Origin of the sequence: Nocardia takedensis NBRC 100417, assembly GCF_000308695.1 — a bacterium.
In the GTDB taxonomy this organism is placed as follows: domain Bacteria; phylum Actinomycetota; class Actinomycetes; order Mycobacteriales; family Mycobacteriaceae; genus Nocardia; species Nocardia takedensis.
Genome location: NZ_BAGG01000058.1, coordinates 22,106 through 40,057, shown reverse-complemented (window position 1 = coordinate 40,057; position 17,952 = coordinate 22,106). Strand labels below are relative to the sequence as shown.

Genomic DNA, 17,952 nt, shown 5'->3' with positions numbered 1-17,952 from the left:
GGTCGAGGCGGTCAACGCGCGCTGGGTGGCGGGCCGCCACGACCCTCGGGCCGCCGACCGGCATGTCGAACCGCTGCGCGTGGGATTCGCCCGCCTGTTGGCCGGTGCGAGGCCGGCGGACATCGCGCTGGGCGCGACGGTCGCGGGGCTCATCGGCCCGGTGGTCGCGTCCCTGCCCGCGGGCGCGGAAGTGCTGCTGGCCGAGAACGAATTCTCCTCGGTGTCCTCGCCTTTCCACTATCGCGGCGATCTGGCCGTGCGCTACGTACCGCTGACGGAGTTGGCCGAGCGGGTGCGCCCGCAGACCGCCCTGGTGGCGGTCAGCGCCGTGCAGTCCGCGGACGGCCGGGTGGCCGACCTGGCCGCGTTGCGCGCCGCCACCCTGGCGCACGGGGCTGATCTGCTGGTCGACGCGACACAGGCCGCCGGGTGGCTGCCGCTGCGACTGGCCGACGCCGACTATTGGGTCTGCGCGACCTACAAGTGGCTGCTGGGCGCGCGCAGCGTCGCCTTCTTCGCGGTCGCGCCCGCGGCCGCGCACCGACTGCGCCCGGTCTCGCCGGGGTGGTACGCCGCCGCGGACCGCTGGACCGAGCTGTACGGCCCGGTGGCGCTGGCGGATTCGGCGCGCAGGCTCGACGCCTCGCCGGACTGGGCGGGCGTGGTCGCGGCGCAACAGGGTCTGCTGCTGCTCGAGGAGATCGGCGTGGACGCGGTGCGCGCGCACGATCTCGCGCTGGCCGAACGGTTCCGCGCGGGCGCGGCCGACCTGGGCTACACGCCGGTACCCGGTCCGTCGGCGATCGTGTCGATTCCGGGCGCGGACGCCGCGGGCGAACGCCTGGCGCGGGCCGAGGTGATGGTCTCGACCCGCGGCGGCGCGCTGCGGGCCGCGTTCCACCTCTACAACGGTGACGCTGACGTGGACCGCGCGCTCGACGCGCTCGGCCCCGTCAACCGCGCCGGGTAGCGGGCGCGGTGATCAGCGGCAGATCCAGCGCCGTCACGATGCCCGGCGCGGCGGCGACCACGGCCGGGATGGCGTTGACGACCCGGATGCCGGTCGCGATGAGCGTGGCGACGTTGTGGTCGCCGCGCGGACTCGAGGTCACCAGATCCAGTGCGTAGCATGGGTCGCCGGTGATCTCGACGCGGTAGGAACCCTCCGGGTGCGCGGGCTGCGGCCAGTCCGGGCACAGGTCGGGGCGCAGTCGGGTGATGTGTTCGAGGACGGTCACCGGTTGGTCGCCGACCATGCCGCGCACCTCGAAACGCATGGCCGCGGTGGTGCCTTCGGCGATGTGTCCGCTGGCGATGTCGAAGGATTCCGGCGCGGGCACCCGTTCGTGGACCTCGGTGACGGCGTCGAGGGTGACGCCGATCCCGGCCGCGAGTTGGCGCACGACACTGCCCCAGGCCAGCGACAGCACGCCGGGTTGCAGCAGCATCGGCACCTCGTCCAGCGGTCCGCCGAAACCCATGATGTCGAACATGACCGCGCGGTTGTCGTAGCTGGCGTAGTCCACGATCTCCAGGCAGCGCAGTTGGTCGATGCGCAGGCACGTGCCCGCCAGCGCCAGCGGCAGCAGGTCGTTGGCGAAACCGGGGTCGATGCCGTTGACGAACAGCGACGCGCCGCCCGCGCGCGCCGCCTCGAGAACGGGATTCAGCAGATCGTCGGGCAGCACGCCGAACGGGTACTGGAAGAACACCGGCGCGCAGGCCACCACGTCGATGCCCGCCGCCAGAAAACGCTTCAGGTCGTCGAGGGCCTCGATCAACCGGTTGTCGGTCATCGAGCAGTAGACGACGCAGTCCGGGCGCGCGGCGATCAGCGCGTCGGCGTCCTCGGTGGCCGCGACGCCGACGCGCTCGTCGAGTCCGGCGAGTTCGCCCGCGTCCTTGCCCGCCTTGGCCGGTCCGGAGACCCACACGCCCGCCAATTCCAGGTCGGGGTGGGCCAGGATGCCGGCGAGCGCGTATCTGCCGACATTGCCGGTGCCCCACTGCACCACGCGGTAGGTCATGACAGGTCTCCGATCGGGAGGTCGAGATTGGGCGCGATGATGCCGCCGTCGGGTTCGAGCAGCTTGCCGGTGAGGTATTTGCCCGCGGGCGAGACCAGGTACAGGGCCGCGGCGGCGATGTCCTCGGGTTCGCCCAGCGTGCCCAGCGGGGTCTTGGATTCGAGTTCGGCGCGCATGCGCTCGTCGGCCGCGACGATCTCCAGGGCGGAGGTGAGGATCGATCCGGGAGCGATCGCGTTGACCCGGATGCGCGGATTCAGATCCATAGCGGCCAGTCGGGTGTAGTGCGCGAGTGCGGCTTTGGCGGTGCCGTAGGCGGCGAAGGCGCGGCCCGGCAGGCGGCCCATCGTGGAGGTGATGTTGACGATCGCGCCGCCGCCCGCCGTCGCCAGGATGTGCGGGACCGCGGCGCGGATCAGCGCGTGCGCGGTGCCGACGTTGAACTGGAACGCCTCGGCCATCGCCGCGGGCGTGGTGTCGAGCAGCGGGCACGGCATGGCCCCGCCGACGTTGTTGACGACGATGTCGAGACGGCCGAATCGTTCGACGGCGATCTCGGCCAGTCCGGCGGTCACCTCCACATCGCTCAGGTCCGCGACCGCGACGTGCGCGCGGCGTCCCGCGGCCTCGATGATGGCCGCCACCTCCTTCAACTGGGATTCGGTGCGGGCGGCGATCACCACATCCGCGCCCGCCTCGGCGAAGGCGATCGCGATGGCGCGGCCCAACCCGCGCCCCGCGCCCGTGACGACGGCGACCTGCCCGTCGATGCGGAACCTGTCCAGAATCATGCGGCCCACCTCTCACTGTCGACTATTCGACAGCGGTATGTCGTATATTCGGCATCGTAGGAGCGTTCCCCGAGTCAGCACAAGAGGTCGGCACCGATGGATCACCGTGTCCCCGCGTCCGCGCAGCCGAGCGCGGCCGAACGTTCGCCGTCACCGCCCACGCGCCGCGTGATCGAGATCGTGTCGCTGTTGGCGGGCGCGTCGGACCCCCTGCCGGTCGCGGGCATCGCCGAACGACTCGGGATCGCGCGCGCGACCGCGACGGCGGTGCTGGCCGAACTCGAATCGGCGGGCTGGGTGGTGCGCGCCGCGCCGCGGGGCTATCGGCTCGGCGGCGCGTTGCGCGGACTCACCGAAGCGCCGCTGCCCGCCGCCGTGGGCGAGATCCTCGCCGCGCTGGCCGCCGAGACGGGCTGCGGCGCGACGCTGAGCCGCATCACCCCCGACCGGCTCACCGTCCTCGAAGTGCGGCACGGCCCGGACCGGATCGTGCCCGGAATCCCCGTCGGACACCGCATTCCGGTGCAGTTCCCGGCGGGGGCGGGTGTGATGCCGTGGCGCACGGCGGCCGAACAGAACACCTGGCTGGCCGGTGCGCCCGAGCCCGACCGGCGTTCGGCGGGCGCATTGCTGAGTTTGGTCCGCGAACGGGGGGTGGCGGTTTTCCGCCCGCGCGCCGACGACACCGGCATGGTGGAGTTGCTGATCGATCTACTCGGCGCGGCGGGCAGCGAACTGCGGCAGGCGAATCTGCGCACCAGGGCGCTGCGGCAACTGGCCGCGCTCACCGCACGCCCGTTCACCAGGGCCGAACTCGACTCCGAGGCGGTGCTGCCGCTGAGCTATCTGGCCGCACCGGTTTTCGACGCGGCGGGCGTCGCCGCCTACGAGGTGCAGTTGGGTCCGCTGCGCGCGGCCACCACGAAGGCCGAACGCGACGGCTACATCGCCGCGACCACAGCGGCGGCGCGCGCGCTCACCGCGGCCACCCGGGGTTGACGGTCAGGAATGACTCCAGATCGGCACGGACCGGTCCTCCGGCGCGGCCCAGCGCCGGTCGAACAGCCAGACCAGTCCGTCGCCCGCCGCGGCCAGTCGGAAGGCCAGGACTTCGCCGAGCACGCCGCCGAGGCCGCGCGCGTCGGGTCCGCCCATCTCCAGGTAGACGACCTGCTGGGCGCGCGCCAATTGGGCGCGGACCCGATCCGGTCCGGGCCCCGACCCGGCGGGCAGGCGGTCGGCGAGCACCTCGGCGATGTCGTTCTCCGCCGCGGCCCCGCTGATCGCGCGGATCTGCAGGTGCGGGCCCGCGGGTTTCCACTGCACCTCGATCTCGGCGCCGTGCCGCTCGACGCGCAGATGCCGTGCGGCGTTCTCCAGGGCGCGCGCGGCCTCCTCGTCGCTGTCGAAGACCGCTTCGGCCAAGGGCCGTAGATCCGCGACCGCCAATTCCTCGCGTAGTTCTCTCGCGTCGAGCTCGATCCGGCTCTCGCAGTACACGCTGATCCACTCCGCCACGGCCACACCGTACCCCGCGCCCGGGAGCGTCGCCGTTTCCGTGACCAAGTCGTATAGCGCTATCGCACAACATGATTCGTCCAGTGTTCGCGACGGATGCACGGTCATCCGACCGTCGGCACGGACCCGCCGCTCCCGAGAGGCATCACATGACCTGCGACGATCGCCGATGCCACGGCCCGTACGGAGCAGTTCCGGATATCGCCTCACACAGCGGAAATCGCGCGCCCCCGAAGTCTACGCCTCCCGAAGAATTACGGTTCAGGGGACTTGACGCACCGTTCGACCGAAAGCCGTCCGGTTCGTACGATTCAGCCCCGATCCGGCACGGCGACACCGCGTCCGCGCCAGTGTCGCATCCCGAGCACTCGCACGCACCCCGACAAGAGTCCATGGTCCCCAATAGGCCATCACCGAACCGGCAGGCCCGAACACGGCCACCTGCCGACCGGCCCGCAGCGGACCGATTCGGAGTCGATCGCGGCGCGTGATCGGCCGTCGGCGGGCTCAGGACCCGAACCAGTGCGGGGTGTCGAAGCGGAACAGGTCGCCCGGAGTCACGGCGCGCAGGTCGTTCTCGAAGTCGGCGAGCCGCCCCGCGCCCAGTCGGTCCGCCCAGCGCGCGTGGATGCGGGCGAAGCAACGCTCGGAACGGGTCAGGGCGTCGTGGGCGCGCTCGGTCAGGGTGTGGACCTTGCGGCGGGCGTCGCCGGGATCGCGTCCCGGGCACAGGTAGCCGAGGCGTTCGAGGGTCTCGATGTGCTTGCCCGCGGCCTGTTTCGAGACGCCGAGCGCGCGCCCGAGGTCCGCGGCGGTACAGCCGTGCGGCCCGCCGGCGCGGCCGATCGCCTGGAAGACGAACCCGTGCAGTGGGCGCAGTTCCGGGTGACCGTTGGCGGCGAGGTCGGCGTGCACCTCGTCGACGATCACGCGGAAGCCGAGCAGCAGGCGCAGCGACAGTTCGTAGCCGCCGGAGTCACTTGACATGAAAGACAACCTCGTTGACCATATAGACAATGTAGTTGTCTATTTTAGGAGATGTCCTCGATGACCGTCATCCGCCACGCCGAGACCCGCCGCATCGAGACGGGCAGCGCCGTCATGACCACCCTCGCCTCCCCCACCCAGGGCGGGGCCGGACTCGCGCTGTGGCGGGTCGAGGTGGCGGCGGCCGCCGCCGGACCGGTGCACACGATCGACGCCGACCAGATCCTCACGGTGCTCGCGGGCACCGCGATCATCGACCTGGACGGCACGGAACACACTGTCGCCGAGGGCGATACGATCGTCCTGCACGCGGACCGCACCCGTCGGGTGACGGGCGGGGGCGCGGGCTTCACCGCCTTGGTCGCCGCGCCCGCGGGCGCGCTGGCCCGGACCACCGAGGGCGCGCGGCCGATCCTGCCGCCGTGGATCGCCTGAGATTCTCGATCAGCGCGCGTCGGGCGACTCGGTGACCGCGCGGATCATCAGCGCGGCCAGCGCCCGGATGCGTTCGGGTTCGGCGGTGGTCAGGGCGGGCGCGCCGGCCGCGGCGACCGGGTCGTCGCCGTGGCGAGCGGGGCCGAGAAGGGCGCGCGATTCCCGCGGGACGCGGCCGACCTCGGCGTAGACGGCGACCGCGCCCGAGTCCTGCGCGCCTGCCGGGCCGGATCGATTGGGCGGACCCGCAGTTCCGTCAGGGCTACAAGGGAATGCGGGCGGCGATGCAGGGGTCGCGGTGCAACGACCTGCTCGGCGCGCACCATCCGATCCGACATCCCGGCTCGCGCACCCGCTACGTCCTCTACAACCCGGTCTTCACGCGGACCGCGATGGCCGATCCGCTGCCGCCCGGCAACTGGACGAGTTCACCGCCGAACTGCTCACCCGGGCGCTCGGCTGAGCGGCACGCCTTTGCGACTCGCCCGCGGCGTGTAAGGATTCGGGGTTGTGCGGAGGCCGCACCGCAGCGCCCGGGAGGGAACCGATGCCGACACTGACCGTCACCAACGCCACGTTCCGTGAGGTCATCAGCCGCCACACCATCGTGCTGATCGACTGGTGGGCGGGCTGGTGCGGGCCGTGCCGCCAGTTCGCGCCGATCTTCGAGGCATCCGCCGAGGAGCACCGCGACATCGTGCACGGCACCGTCGACACCGAGGCCGAGACCGAACTGACGGCCATGGCCCAGGTCGACCGCTTCCCCACGTTGATGGCCTTCCGCGAGGGCATCCTGGTGTTCGCGCAGTCCGGATTCCTGCCCGCGGGCGATCTCGAGGAAGTGATCCAGCAGGTCCGCTGGCTGGACATGGACTCGATACGCGCCCAGCACGCGGAGGCCATCGCCCAGCAGGCCCACCAGGTCCAGGCCGAGCACGCCCGACGTAGCGAGCCCGACCGCGCGGTCGCGGCGACCGCGGCCCGTTCGGCGGCGGGACCGGCCCCCGGCCCCGCGCGCTACGGCTGGCCGGGGCTCTAGTCGCCGTCGAGGTCGGCGTGCAGGGCGAGCAGGTCGTCGGCGCGGGCCATCGCGTCGTCCACTTCGCCGGTGAGCGAGTCGAGCAGGCCGAAACCGTCCAGGAAATCGGTGAGTTCGCCGCGCACCGACTCCAGTTCGGCCACGGCCGGGTCGACGCGCGACCAGGCCACCCGGTCGCGCCACCACGGATCGCGGTCGATCCAGGCGAAGCAGATGTCGCGCAGCAGCACCGGGTCGCCGGTGTAGAGCTCGTGGGTGTCGGGGTCCTCGGGCCCGCGGTGCGCGAGGCGGTACACGCCGTCGGGCAGGTGGGTGGCCTCGATCCACTCGTTCTCGCCACGGGCCAGTTCCAGCCGGGGCGCGCGGCCCTCGGCGAGCTCGCGCAGTCCGTCGGTGACCGGTTCGGACGCCGCGCGCCGCTCCGGGCCGCGCTCGGCGGTCGGAGAGCCGGATTCGTCGTCGTTCACCGCGCCCAGTGTGCCTCGAGGGCGAGGCGGCGGCGCGCCGACCGATGAATTCCCGCGCCGCGGCCCGTCTGCCCTGATGATCGGTGCGACGACAGGAGACATACGTGACCGAATCCGAGATCCGCGCGGAGATCGCCGCCGAACGGGCCGACCTCGTCGAGATCCTGGCGGGTCTGGACGAGGCGCGCTGGTCGGAACCCACGCTGTGCGAAGGCTGGCGGGTGCGCGAGGTCCTGGCCCACATCACCATGCCGTTCCGGCTGTCCACCCCGCGATTCCTGCTCGACTTGGTCGTGGCGCGCGGCAATTTCGACCGGTTGGCCGACCGGGCGGCGCGCCGAGACACGGCCGCCATGGACGACGCCGAACTGCTGGCCTCGCTGCGCGAGAACCTGGATCACCCGTGGAAGTCGCCGGGCGGCGGGTACGCGGGCGCGCTGAGCCACGACGTCATCCACGGACTCGACATCACCGTCGCCCTCGGCATCGACCGGGAAGTGCCGAAGGCGCGCATGGAGCACGTGTTGGCCGCGAACAACGAGCGCGGCGTCCGCTATTTCGGCGTCGACCTCGACGGGATCGAACTGCGCGCCGACGACCTGGACTGGCGCTACGGCGACGGGTCGGTGCTGTCCGGCCGCGCCCAGGACCTGCTGCTGGTGCTGTGCGGGCGCACGCTGCCCGCCGGTCTCCTGCACGGGACGCCCGCCGCGCGTTTCACCCGCCATTCCTGAGCGCGCGGCGGGTCGGAAGGGGCGATCTAGCTGGGGTTCGGCCTCGGGATCGGGCGCGGGGCTGAATGATGGACGGACAGTCGCGGACCTGTCGGGTCCGGGTTCGTCGTGCACGCCGATCCGTCTCACCCACGGAAGGAACGAAGCATGATCCTCCTGTCTCGCCCCCTCGCCCGCGCCGCCGCCGTCCTCGCGGCGCTGACCCTGCCCGCACTCGCGGCCGGAACCGCCGCCGCGGCCGACACCATCGACGTGACGGGCGCGAATCCCGCGACCGTGGAACTGAGCTACAGCTGCGACGCGCCGACCATCGTCACCAGCGCCAAGGCGATGGTCGGCGATCCGATGGCCGACCGCCCCGCCGCGCTGGGCATGCAGGAGGCGGTGACCTGCGACGGCGCCCAGCGCACCACCACCATCGCCCTGGTGGCCGCGCCCGGTCAGGCCCCGCTGCCGCCGGGAGCGATCATGCAGGTGCGCGTCGCGCTGGTGGACCGCAACGATCTGGTCGTCGCCGGTCAGAACAAGATCCTGCAACTGGGGTCCTGAACCCGGGAACCTCCGCTCCGGTCGGTAGCCTGGGTAACGACCCGCAGGACCGGACAGCGAGGGACCGATGAGCGACGCAGCGACCGTGCTGGCACTGACCGATGTCACCTTCCGTCGCGACGGCAAGCAGATCATCGACGGCATCTCGCTCACGGTGCGCGCGGGCGAGCACTGGGCGCTGCTGGGCCCCAACGGCGCGGGCAAGAGCACGCTGCTCGGATTCTGCGCGGCGGTGACCTTCCCGACCTCGGGGTCGGTGGAGATCCTCGGGAACCGTTTGGGCCGAGTCGAACTCGCGCGACTGCGACACCGCATCGGCCATGTGAACCCGCGCCACCCGCTGCGCTATCCGCTGACCGTGCGCGAGGTCGTGCTGACCGGCGTCACCGCCACCATCGATACCCCGATGCGCTGGACGCCGACCGCCGACCAGATGCGCCGCGCCGACGCGATGATCGAGACGGTCGGCCTGAAGGGCCGCGCCGAATCCACCTGGCCCACGCTGTCGCAGGGCGAACGCGGGCGCACGCTCATCGGCCGCGCGCTGATCAGCGAACCCGATCTGCTGCTGTTCGACGAACCGACCACCGGACTCGACGTCGCGGCCCGCGAACAACTGCTCGAGACCATCGACACCCTGGACGAGACCCATCCCCGGGTGGCCTCGATCCTGGTCACCCACCACCTCGAGGAACTGCCGAGCACCACCACCCACGCCCTGCTCATCGCCGACGGGCGCACGGTCGCCGCGGGCCCCGCCGCCGCGACCGTCACCACCGACACCATCACCGAGGCGTTCGACCATCCCGTCGAGGTGCGCTACGACCAGGGCCGCTGGACCGCCCGCGCCCGCGTCGCCCGCTTGAGCGTGCCGCCCGCGTCCTGACCCGACGTGCCCGGATTCAGCTCTCGCGACCGGCGACCAGCGCGGGGGTGAGGTCGTCCAATCCGTCGACCACGGCCGCGGCCAGCGCGCGGGCGTCGGGGTCGAGCGGGTACTCCGGCCGTGGCGCGGCGATCACGCGCATCCCGGCGGCGTGCGCGGCGCGCAGTCCGTTGCTGGAATCCTCGACGGCGGCGCATTCGGTGGTCTTGCGACGCAGGAACCCGGCGGCGGCGACGTAGACGTCGGGGGCGGGCTTGCCGCGGTCGACCTCCTCGGTGGAGAAGGTGACCTCGAAGAATTCGATGAGCCCGGTGCGTCCGAGCACGGTGTCTATCAAGGCGCGCGGCGAGGAACTGGCCAGACCCAGCGGCCAGTTCCGACTCATCCGCTGCACGGCGGCGACCGCGCCGGGCAGCAGGGGGACCTCGCGGTCGTAGTGGGCCGCCATCCGTTCGATCACCTCGTCGGCCACCTGTTCCGGCGCTTCGCCGACGCCGAGTTCACCGGCCAGGTAGCGCGACCACTCCCCCGTACTCATGCCCATGAGGCGTTTCTGCGTGTCGGGTAACCAGCGACCGCCCTTCTCGGCGATGTAGTCGCGGCGCACCCGCTCCCACACCGGTTCGGAGTCGATCAGTACGCCGTCCATGTCGAAGACGACCGCCGTGACACGCATCGGTACAACGCCTTTCGCCTGCCGGGGCCGTCACCGACGCCGCGGGGGTGGTTCCTAGACCTGATGGTTCGACGGGTACCCAGCGTAGGTCACCACCCACACGCGACGCGCTCGCCCGCCCTGTGATCGGCGTCCCGTCGAAGGGACGGACGCGCGCGGGTGTGACGGGAACGACGGGCGTCGCGGTGGGGCATCCGGGCGGCTACCTATAACTTGTTCTATATGAAAGAACAGTCGAGCGGCCCCGCCCTGCCCAGCGCGGAGCACCACGAGGGCGGCTTCCGGCCGACCTCCATGGCCGACATGGTGCAGGCGCAGGCTTCGCTCGACGCCTCCCGCGGCGGCCCGCACCTGGGTCCGTTCATCGAGCAGGTGCGCACGCTGATGGACCGCGCCCGACTGCTCTCGCCGTCCGACGATCTCGCCCTCGAGGCCATCGCGACGCTGGAGAAACTCAACGACCGACTGGCCGAAGCCGTGGTCGAGGAATGGGTCGCGCCCACCTGGACGCGCGGTGACCTGCCCGCCCGCGGCAACATCACCTTGCCGCCGTTCACGGTGGAGCGGGTCGACGCCGACGGCGTCGAGGCCGAACTCACCTTCCGCACCTTCCATCTCGGCGGCAACGACGCCGCGCACGGCGGCATGGTCGCGATGGGCTTCGACGATCTGATGGGCATGGCGGCGGCCGTGCACGCGGGCGCGGTCACCAGGACCGCCTCGCTCACCGTCGACTACCGCTCGATCACGCCGTTGCGGACCCCGCTGCGGTTGCGCGCGTGGGCCGAACGGCGCGACGGCCGCAAGGTCTATGTCCGGGCTACCCTGCACGACGGCGAACGACTGTGCGCCGAGGCGAGCGGGCTGTTCATCGTGCTGCGGTCCGGGCAGCAGTAGGCCGCCCGGACCCGCTGCTCAGCGGCCCGGGAAATGGGCCGCCCGGTAGTCGGCGAACCGTTCGTCGACCTGATCGGCGGTGAGGCCGAAGTCGTCGAGGGTGTATTTGTGCACCGGCTTGGCCGCGCCCGAGGTGCTCTCGGAGTGCAGCGAGGTCATGGCGGTGCGGGCGGCGTCGGTGAGCGTCAGGCCGAAGTGGTCGTAGACGCCTTCGACCGTGCCGATCGGATCGGCCACGAAATCGTCGTAGTAGACGTCGCGGAAGCGCGCCGGGTCGTGCTTGCCGCGGTCGGCGAGGAACCGGTCGGCCCCGCGCGCCCACAGGTCCAACTGTTCGGACCCGACCGTCGGTCCGTGGAATCGTTGCGACCAGCCCTGCGAGGCTTTCTCGTTGAGCGAGCACACCGAGGCGATGATGGTGCGCGGATCGCGGTGCATCTGGATGATCAGCGCGTCCGGGTAGACCTCGAAGATCGCGTCCAGGGCGAACAGGTGGCTCGGATTCTTCAGCACCCAGCGCCTGCCCGCGTCCGGTAGTCCGATGAGCTGGAGGTTGCGGCGGTGCCTGCGATAGGCCGGTGTCCAGTCCTGCTCGCGCAGCCACGCTGAATAGGTGGGCAGGTAGGCCAGGCATTCGTAGGAGATCGACATCGCCGACTGTCGCAGCAACTGCCAGCACTCCTCGACCTGATCGGCCGAGATGTGGTGCACGCCCATGAATTCCGGGTTGTCGACGTGGTGTTTGGCGAAGGCCGCCTCGATCCGCTGGTACACCGGGTTCGCCGACCAGCTCTCGCGCGGCGGGCGCGGCTGGGGCATCTCGGTCAGCCACATCTCCAGACCCTGGTGGTCGGGATCGGCGTTGAGCAGGCGGTGCACCGCCGTGGTGCCCGAGCGCGGCAGTCCGGTGACGAAGATCGGCCGCTCGACGGCCACCTGCTCGTGTTCGGGATACTGCCGCCAGGCGGCTTCGCTGAGCAGGCGGGCGACCAGCGCGCCGCGCAGGAAGGCCCGGTTGACCTTGTTGCCGAACGGCGTCAGCTCGGCGTCCTTCGCGTAGGACTCGAGCAGGACGCCGAGACCTTCGCGGTAGTCGGGGTCGCCGAAATCGTCGAGCCCCACCACCTTGGTGGCCGAGGCGTGCAGATCCTCGACGGTGCCGACGTCGTCTCGTCCGATCATCAGTGTTTCTCCTAGTGGTGGTATTCGCCGCAGTTGACGTCGAGACAGGCTCCGGTGATCGCGCGCGCCAGCGGGGAGGCGAAGAACACGACCGCGTCGGCGATCTCGTCGGGCTCGGGCAGTTTGCGCAGGTCGATGGTCGAGGCGGTCTCGGCGTAGACCTCCTCGGAGGTGATGCCGCGCTTCTCGGCGAGATAGTTGAAGTACCACTTCAAGTTGTCGGCCCAGATGTAGCCCGGGGCTACGGTGTTGACCCGGATGCCCTGCGGCCCGAGTTCGCTGGCCAGGCTCTGCGCCAGCGCCAACAGCGCCGACTTGGCCATCTTGTACGGGCCGAAGGTGCGCCGCGAATGCCGCAGGACCGCGGAGTTGATCATCACCACCGACCCCTCGCTCTCGGCGAGCGCGGGCACGAACAGCCGGGTCAGCCGCAGCGCGGCGAGTACGTTGGTCTCGAATCCGGCGCGCACCTGGTCGAGATCGACGGTGGCCAGGTCGGTGATCGGCGGAATCGCGAACGCGTTGTTGACCACGGTGTCGACCCGGCCGAATTCGGCCCGCGCGGTCTCGACCAGACGCAGCACGGCCTGTTCGTCGTTGATGTCGGTCGGCACCGCGACCGCGCGCCTGCCGAGCGCCTCGACTTCCTTCGCCACCTCCGTCAGCCGCGATTCGGTGCGCGAGGCCAGCACAAGATCCGCGCCCGCGCGGGCGGCCTGCACGGCGATGGCCCTGCCCAGTCCGGGACCGATCCCGGAGACCACGACGACCTTGTCCCGCAACAACATCAGCCCTGCATCCTCTCCGCGACCGCGACCTGTCGGGCCGCGATCCGCGCCTGCCACTGTTTCGGTGAGATCCGCGCCTGTTCGTAGTGCGGCAGGCGGTCGGGGATCTCGTCCACGTTCACCACCTCGACGGTCGGCCCGTCCTCGGGCCCCATCTCCCGTGAGAGGCGCTGCCAGCGGAACTGGAGGTAGCCGCGGTCGTGGCCGGTGCGTTCGATCCAGTTGGCCACGCCGGGATCGCGTTCGCTGACCACCAGGCGGATCAGCCCGTCGGGATCGACGTGGGCCTGATCGGCGGTGAGGCTGGTCTGGTGGTTGATGTAGTCCAGCGACAGATACCACATGCTGCCGAGCTGAAAGCCCTGGTAGGGCGCGTCCGACTTGGGGACGGTGATGATCATCGCCTGGTCGTCGGTGAGGTCGTAGTGCCCGACCGAGGAGAACTGGGTGGACAGCCCGCCCGGGGTCCGGCGCGGTTCGGTGAGGGTGTTGACCGGCAGGTTCAGATAGAACCACTGCGGGAACGCGAGGAAGGTGTTCAGCCGCGAGACCAGCATCTTGCCCGCGACGCCGTAGCGCTTGGTCAGCAGATCCTTGGTCAATCGCGGCGGGGCGTCGCCGATGCGGTCGACCCGCTGGATGCGCAGGGTGCCGGATTTCTCACTCGACCAGTCGCTGTGCACTTCGCGGACCACCAGCATGGCGGCGTCGGCGCCGAGTTGGACGTAGCCGGGGCGCGCGGGGCCGGGGCCGAAGCGGATCTCGTAGGTGCCGTCGGCGGCGATGTCGAGGGCGCGGTCGTCGAAGGCGGTGAGGCTGTCGGGCACGTCGACCGGCGAGTAGTCGCCGTTGAGGACCTGGAAGCTCAGGTCGCGGGTGCTGCCGCGTTTGCCGGTGACGACGTATTCGGCGTCGGGGCGCAGGTAGGAGTGGAAGTACAGCGTGTCCGGATTGTCCAGACCCATCTTCGTGTACGGGCCGGTGGACTGCACGAAGAACGGGAAGTCGCGCTCGTAGGCCCACGCCATCTGGAGCGAGGCGCGGATGCTGCCCGCGAGGTAGTCGTACCCCTCGATCAGATCCTGCTCGGTCCGGATGTGCGGGGCCTCGGTGATGATCTGCTCGGCGGCGGCGATCGCGTCCGCGAACGGTTGGGTCAACAAGAGACTCTCCCGGGTGGTCCAGATATGTACCGCTCTGGTACATTTCGTTACGAGTGAGATTAGAACGTGTTCCAGAAGTGGTCAATGGTTTCAGGAGTGGTCAATGGTCGCGCGTCGGTCGGCCCCCACCGAACGGGTGGTGCAGGTCTTGGACTTCCTGGTCGAACAGCGCGGCAAGCGGTTCGGCCTCTCGGAACTGGCCAGGGAACTGGACCTGGCCAAACCCACCTGCCTGGGCATCCTCACCGAGCTCACCGCGGGCGGCTACCTGGTCCGCGACCCCGACCATCTCACCTACGGCCTCGGACCGGCCCTGATCGCCGCCGGGCGGGTGGCCCAGGAAGGCTTCGCGATCTCGGCGTTCGCCCGGACCGAACTCGAACGCCTGACGGCCCGATACCGCACGACCTGCACGGCATCGGCCGTGGTCGGCGAGCGGATCGCCATCCTGGAGGCCACCGGCCCCGGCATGGTCAAGGTGGGCGCCTCCTACGTCTTCGCGCCGCCGGTGGGGCTGATGTACGTGCTCTGGGACACCGACGCGGCCTTCGACGCCTGGTTGGCGACCCCGCCGACGGTGCCGTTGCGCCAGGACGAAGCGCGGTTGCGCAGCATCGTCGCCGACTGCCGCGCACGCGGCTACCTCGTGGAGAGCATGACCGCCGCGGGCAGGCGACTCTACGGCCTGCTGGCGGGTGTCGCGGCCCGCGATCTGCCCCCTGAGCTGCGCGAAATCGTCGGCGAACTGGTCAGCAGTCTGGGCGAACGGGTCTACCTCGGCACCGATCTGCGCCCGCGCAAGGAACACGCGGTGAGCCTGCTGGCCGCCCCCACCTACGACGCCGACGGGCGGCAGAACATGGTGCTCACCATGTACGTCGGCGCGGCGATCACCGGCGCGGAGATCGAGCGGCGCGGACGGGCGCTGGTGGCCGCGGCCGACGCGGTGACGGCGGGATCGGGCGGACGCAGGCCCGCGCACACCCGTTGATCCGCATCCGTTGACCAATGACCGAAACGTGTTCTAGTTTTGAGGGGTGAGCCAGTACGCGAAGTCGACGGCGAGCACCTACGAGCTGCCGCATCTGGACGCGCTCGAGGCCGAGTCGGCACATATCTTCCGAGAAGTCGCAGCCACCTTCGAGCGCCCCGTCCTGCTGTTCTCCGGCGGCAAGGACTCGGTGGTCATGCTGCACCTGGCGGCCAAGGCCTTCTGGCCCGCGCCGCTGCCGTTCCCGGTGCTGCACATCGACACCGGACACAATTTCGACGAGGTCATCGCCTACCGCGACGACACCGTCGCCCGACTGGGCCTGCGCCTGCTGGTCGGCAGCGTCCAGGACGACATCGACGCGGGGCGGTCGGTCGAGGACACCGGCCCGCGCGCCTCGCGCAACCGGTTGCAGACCGCCACGCTGCTGCGCGGTATCCGCGAGGGCGGCTTCGACGCGGTCTTCGGCGGCGCGCGCCGCGACGAGGAGAAGGCCCGCGCCAAGGAGCGGGTGTTCAGCTTCCGCGACGAGTACGGGCAGTGGGACCCGCGCGCCCAACGCCCCGAACTGTGGAACCTCTACAACGGCAAACACCGTCCCGGCGAACACATCCGGGTCTTCCCGCTGTCGAACTGGACCGAACTCGACATCTGGAGCTACATCGCCGCCGAGGGCATCGACCTGCCCCCGCTGTACTACGCGCACCGCCGCCCGGTGGTGCAGCGCGACGGAATGCTGTTGGCGCACACCAGATTCCTGCGCCTGCTCGACGGCGAGGAACCCTACGAGGCCACCGTGCGCTTCCGCACGGTCGGCGACGCCACCTGCACCGGCTGTGTCGAATCGCCCGCCGCCACCCCGGCCGAGGTCGTCGCCGAGGTCGCCGCGGCGCGGGTCACCGAACGCGGCGCGACCCGCGCCGACGACCGGATCTCCGAGGCGGGCATGGAAGATCGCAAACGAGAAGGGTACTTCTGATGGCCACCACCCTGCTGCGCCTCGCCACCGCGGGCAGCGTCGACGACGGCAAATCGACGCTCATCGGCCGTCTGCTCTACGACTCCAAGACCATCTTCACCGACCAACTCGCCGCGGTGGAGCGCACCAGTCGCGAACGCGGCGACGAGTACCCGGATCTGGCACTACTGACCGACGGCCTGCGCGCCGAGCGCGAACAGGGCATCACCATCGACGTCGCGCACCGCTACTTCGCCACCCCGCGACGCAAATTCATCATCGCCGACACCCCCGGCCACATCCAATACACCCGCAACATGGTGACCGGCGCGTCCACCGCCGACGTCGCGCTGGTCCTGGTCGACGCGCGCAAGGGCGTGGTCGAGCAGACCCGCCGCCACGCCTTCCTGGCGAGCCTGCTGGGGATCGGCCACCTGGTGCTGTGCGTGAACAAGATGGATCTGGTGGGCTGGTCCCAGGAGCGCTTCGAGGAGATCCGCGCCGAATTCACCGGCTTCGCCACCAAATTGGACGTCGCCGACCTCGCCTTCATCCCGGTCTCGGCCCTGCACGGCGACAATGTCGTGCATCGCGGGGCGAGCGCGCCCTGGTACGAGGGCACCCCGCTGCTGCACCACCTCGAGCAGGTGCACATCGCCTCGGATCGCAACCTCATCGACGCCCGACTGCCCGTCCAGTACGTCACCCGCCGCCACGCCGAGGACTTCCGCGGCTACGCGGGCACCGTGGCGGGCGGCATCTTCAAGCCGGGCGACGAAGTGGCCGTACTGCCCTCGGGCCTGACCACCACGGTCACGGCGATCTGGGGGCCGGGCGGCACCCCGCTGAGCGAGGCGTTCCCGCCCCAGGCGGTGACCGTCCAACTCGCCGACGAACTCGACATCTCCCGCGGCGACCTGCTTTGCCGACCTGCCAACCGGCCCCAGGTCGGGCGCGACATCGACGCGATGGTGTGCTGGTTCGCCGAGGACGCCGCCCTCGCGCCGGGCGCGACCTACACCGTGCGGCACACCACCCGCGCGGTGACCGCCGAGATCCGCAGTCTGGACTATCGCCTGGACGTCAACACGCTGCACCGCGACGAGGACGCCCGCGAACTCGCGCTCAACGAGATCGGCCGCGTGCAGTTGCGCACGCGCGCGCCGCTGCTGTTCGACCCCTATCGGCGCAATCGCGGCACCGGCAGTTTCCTGCTGGTCGACGAGGCCACCGGCAACACCGTGGGCGCGGGCATGATCACCGGCCCGACGCTGCCCTCGGCGCGGGTGGTGTGGCATTCGACCGCCGTCGGGCGCGAGGAGCGCGCGACCCGCGGCCTGACCGTCTGGTTGACCGGGCTGTCCGGGTCCGGGAAGTCCACGGTCGCGGTGGAATTGGAACGCCGACTGGTGGCGGGCGGCCGACCGGCCTTCCTGCTCGACGGCGACAACCTGCGCCACGGCCTCAACGCCGATCTCGGCTTCTCCGACGCCGACCGCGCCGAGAACGTCCGGCGGGTGGGCGAAGTCGCGAAGCTGTTCGCCGAAGCCGGTGTGGTGGCGGTGGTCTCGCTGATCAGTCCGTTCCGCGAGGACCGCGACCGGGTCCGGGAAGCCCATCGCGCGGCGGGTCTGCCGTTCGTGGAGGTCTTCGTGGACACCCCGCTGGACCTGTGCGAGTCCCGCGATCCCAAGGGCATGTACGCCAAGGCCCGCGCCGGGGAGATCAAGGGCTTCACCGGCATCGACGCCCCCTACGAGAAGCCCGTCGACCCCGAGTTGACCTTGCGTCCCGAGGACGGCGATCCGGTGGCGATGGCCAGGACGGTGTTGGGCGCGCTGGGCGATCTGACCTGACCGGCCGG

At 70.7% G+C, this 17,952-nt stretch carries 20 protein-coding genes; 11 read left to right on the top strand and 9 right to left on the bottom strand.

Annotated elements, in window-relative coordinates; genetic code table 11:
* The coding region (locus ON30_RS12005) for an aminotransferase class V-fold PLP-dependent enzyme (RefSeq protein WP_040706647.1) at positions 1-970 on the top strand (970 nt) is incomplete at its 5' end.
* Here the strand turns inward: ON30_RS12005 and ON30_RS12000 are convergent.
* A complete protein-coding gene (locus ON30_RS12000; protein WP_040706645.1) occupies positions 954-2,027 on the bottom strand; it encodes an NAD(P)H-dependent amine dehydrogenase family protein in 1,074 nt (357 codons plus the stop codon). The genes ON30_RS12005 and ON30_RS12000 overlap by 17 nt on opposite strands.
* Positions 2,024-2,818: an SDR family oxidoreductase gene (locus tag ON30_RS11995; protein WP_040706643.1), complete on the bottom strand. Its 795-nt coding sequence runs from the start codon at positions 2,816-2,818 to the stop codon at positions 2,024-2,026. Before ON30_RS11995 ends, ON30_RS12000 begins: the two co-directional genes overlap by 4 nt.
* A gap of 96 nt (positions 2,819-2,914) precedes the next feature.
* Here ON30_RS11995 and ON30_RS11990 point away from each other — a divergent pair, with 96 nt between their 5' ends.
* Positions 2,915-3,817, top strand: coding sequence for a helix-turn-helix domain-containing protein (locus ON30_RS11990; protein WP_051029213.1), 903 nt, complete (start codon positions 2,915-2,917; stop codon positions 3,815-3,817).
* Between the two features lie 3 nt (positions 3,818-3,820).
* Here ON30_RS11990 and ON30_RS11985 read toward each other — a convergent pair whose 3' ends face one another.
* The gene (locus tag ON30_RS11985; protein ID WP_157183705.1) at positions 3,821-4,336 is read right to left on the bottom strand and encodes a hypothetical protein; all 516 of its coding nucleotides are present in this window, start codon (positions 4,334-4,336) and stop codon (positions 3,821-3,823) included.
* Between the two features lie 507 nt (positions 4,337-4,843).
* Entirely contained in the window at positions 4,844-5,323 is a 480-nt protein-coding gene (locus ON30_RS11980) for a MarR family winged helix-turn-helix transcriptional regulator (RefSeq protein ID WP_040706639.1), read from the bottom strand.
* Between the two features lie 60 nt (positions 5,324-5,383).
* Here ON30_RS11980 and ON30_RS11975 point away from each other — a divergent pair, with 60 nt between their 5' ends.
* Together ON30_RS11975 and ON30_RS11970 are read left to right on the top strand one after the other, a co-directional pair.
* A complete protein-coding gene (locus tag ON30_RS11975) occupies positions 5,384-5,758 on the top strand; it encodes a cupin domain-containing protein (protein ID WP_040706637.1) in 375 nt (124 codons plus the stop codon).
* Positions 5,759-6,305: 547 nt separating this feature from the next.
* Positions 6,306-6,797: a thioredoxin family protein gene (locus tag ON30_RS11970; RefSeq protein WP_040706635.1), complete on the top strand. Its 492-nt coding sequence runs from the start codon at positions 6,306-6,308 to the stop codon at positions 6,795-6,797.
* Here the strand turns inward: ON30_RS11970 and ON30_RS11965 are convergent.
* Complete coding sequence (locus tag ON30_RS11965) at positions 6,794-7,264, bottom strand: hypothetical protein (RefSeq protein WP_040706633.1); 471 nt, start codon at positions 7,262-7,264, stop codon at positions 6,794-6,796. The two genes, ON30_RS11970 and ON30_RS11965, sit on opposite strands and share 4 nt — an antisense overlap.
* Positions 7,265-7,368: 104 nt before the next feature.
* Between ON30_RS11965 and ON30_RS11960 the strand changes: the two genes are divergently transcribed.
* The 3 genes from ON30_RS11960 to ON30_RS11950 all read left to right on the top strand — a co-directional run bounded on the left by ON30_RS11960 (position 7,369) and on the right by ON30_RS11950 (position 9,433).
* Positions 7,369-7,998: a maleylpyruvate isomerase family mycothiol-dependent enzyme gene (locus tag ON30_RS11960; protein WP_040706631.1), complete on the top strand. Its 630-nt coding sequence runs from the start codon at positions 7,369-7,371 to the stop codon at positions 7,996-7,998.
* A 147-nt stretch (positions 7,999-8,145) separates the two neighbouring features.
* Positions 8,146-8,547 (top strand): hypothetical protein, encoded by a 402-nt coding sequence (locus ON30_RS11955; RefSeq protein ID WP_040706628.1) that lies wholly within the window; start codon positions 8,146-8,148, stop codon positions 8,545-8,547.
* A 67-nt stretch (positions 8,548-8,614) separates the two neighbouring features.
* Positions 8,615-9,433, top strand: a complete 819-nt coding sequence (locus ON30_RS11950; RefSeq protein ID WP_040706626.1) for an ABC transporter ATP-binding protein — start codon at positions 8,615-8,617, stop codon at positions 9,431-9,433.
* Positions 9,434-9,449: 16 nt separating this feature from the next.
* On the opposite strand, the gene ON30_RS11945 is transcribed toward ON30_RS11950, so the two are convergent.
* Positions 9,450-10,109, bottom strand: coding sequence for an HAD family hydrolase (locus ON30_RS11945; RefSeq protein WP_040706625.1), 660 nt, complete (start codon positions 10,107-10,109; stop codon positions 9,450-9,452).
* Positions 10,110-10,331: 222 nt separating this feature from the next.
* Here ON30_RS11945 and ON30_RS11940 point away from each other — a divergent pair, with 222 nt between their 5' ends.
* Positions 10,332-11,006 (top strand): PaaI family thioesterase, encoded by a 675-nt coding sequence (locus tag ON30_RS11940; RefSeq protein WP_040706623.1) that lies wholly within the window; start codon positions 10,332-10,334, stop codon positions 11,004-11,006.
* An 18-nt stretch (positions 11,007-11,024) separates the two neighbouring features.
* Here the strand turns inward: ON30_RS11940 and ON30_RS11935 are convergent, their stop codons facing one another.
* From ON30_RS11935 to ON30_RS11925, 3 genes are read right to left on the bottom strand one after another with little or no spacing between them, the layout of a single operon-like run.
* Positions 11,025-12,188 (bottom strand): sulfotransferase family protein, encoded by a 1,164-nt coding sequence (locus ON30_RS11935; RefSeq protein WP_040706622.1) that lies wholly within the window; start codon positions 12,186-12,188, stop codon positions 11,025-11,027.
* Positions 12,189-12,199: 11 nt separating this feature from the next.
* Positions 12,200-12,976, bottom strand: a complete 777-nt coding sequence (locus ON30_RS11930; protein WP_040706620.1) for an SDR family oxidoreductase — start codon at positions 12,974-12,976, stop codon at positions 12,200-12,202.
* Positions 12,976-14,139 carry a hypothetical protein gene (locus tag ON30_RS11925; RefSeq protein ID WP_040706618.1) on the bottom strand — a complete coding sequence of 388 codons (1,164 nt, stop codon included), beginning with the start codon at positions 14,137-14,139 and terminating at the stop codon, positions 12,976-12,978. The genes ON30_RS11930 and ON30_RS11925 overlap by 1 nt, the downstream gene beginning before the upstream one ends.
* A gap of 103 nt (positions 14,140-14,242) precedes the next feature.
* Between ON30_RS11925 and ON30_RS11920 the strand changes: the two genes are divergently transcribed.
* Genes ON30_RS11920 through cysC form a run of 3 tightly spaced genes read left to right on the top strand, consistent with a single transcriptional unit; the run spans position 14,243 to position 17,944 of the window.
* On the top strand, positions 14,243-15,130 hold the full coding sequence (locus ON30_RS11920) for a helix-turn-helix domain-containing protein (protein WP_040706617.1): 888 nt from the start codon (positions 14,243-14,245) through the stop codon (positions 15,128-15,130).
* Positions 15,131-15,176: 46 nt separating this feature from the next.
* Positions 15,177-16,109, top strand: a complete 933-nt coding sequence (gene cysD, locus ON30_RS11915) for a sulfate adenylyltransferase subunit CysD (protein ID WP_040706615.1) — start codon at positions 15,177-15,179, stop codon at positions 16,107-16,109.
* Positions 16,109-17,944 carry an adenylyl-sulfate kinase gene (gene cysC / locus ON30_RS11910; protein WP_040706614.1) on the top strand — a complete coding sequence of 612 codons (1,836 nt, stop codon included), beginning with the start codon at positions 16,109-16,111 and terminating at the stop codon, positions 17,942-17,944. Before cysD ends, cysC begins: the two co-directional genes overlap by 1 nt.
* Positions 17,945-17,952: the final 8 nt, after the last annotated feature.

Coding starts and splice junctions, on each gene's coding strand:
- ON30_RS12000 (WP_040706645.1), bottom strand. CDS start 2,027: ATGACCTACCGCGTGGTGCAGTGGGGCACCGGCAATGTCGGCAGATAC.
- ON30_RS11995 (WP_040706643.1), bottom strand. CDS start 2,818: ATGATTCTGGACAGGTTCCGCATCGACGGGCAGGTCGCCGTCGTCACG.
- ON30_RS11990 (WP_051029213.1), top strand. CDS start 2,915: ATGGATCACCGTGTCCCCGCGTCCGCGCAGCCGAGCGCGGCCGAACGT.
- ON30_RS11980 (WP_040706639.1), bottom strand. CDS start 5,323: ATGTCAAGTGACTCCGGCGGCTACGAACTGTCGCTGCGCCTGCTGCTC.
- ON30_RS11975 (WP_040706637.1), top strand. CDS start 5,384: ATGACCGTCATCCGCCACGCCGAGACCCGCCGCATCGAGACGGGCAGC.
- ON30_RS11970 (WP_040706635.1), top strand. CDS start 6,306: ATGCCGACACTGACCGTCACCAACGCCACGTTCCGTGAGGTCATCAGC.
- ON30_RS11955 (WP_040706628.1), top strand. CDS start 8,146: ATGATCCTCCTGTCTCGCCCCCTCGCCCGCGCCGCCGCCGTCCTCGCG.
- ON30_RS11950 (WP_040706626.1), top strand. CDS start 8,615: ATGAGCGACGCAGCGACCGTGCTGGCACTGACCGATGTCACCTTCCGT.
- ON30_RS11945 (WP_040706625.1), bottom strand. CDS start 10,109: ATGCGTGTCACGGCGGTCGTCTTCGACATGGACGGCGTACTGATCGAC.
- ON30_RS11940 (WP_040706623.1), top strand. CDS start 10,332: ATGAAAGAACAGTCGAGCGGCCCCGCCCTGCCCAGCGCGGAGCACCAC.
- ON30_RS11935 (WP_040706622.1), bottom strand. CDS start 12,188: ATGATCGGACGAGACGACGTCGGCACCGTCGAGGATCTGCACGCCTCG.
- ON30_RS11930 (WP_040706620.1), bottom strand. CDS start 12,976: ATGTTGTTGCGGGACAAGGTCGTCGTGGTCTCCGGGATCGGTCCCGGA.
- ON30_RS11920 (WP_040706617.1), top strand. CDS start 14,243: ATGGTCGCGCGTCGGTCGGCCCCCACCGAACGGGTGGTGCAGGTCTTG.
- cysC (WP_040706614.1), top strand. CDS start 16,109: ATGGCCACCACCCTGCTGCGCCTCGCCACCGCGGGCAGCGTCGACGAC.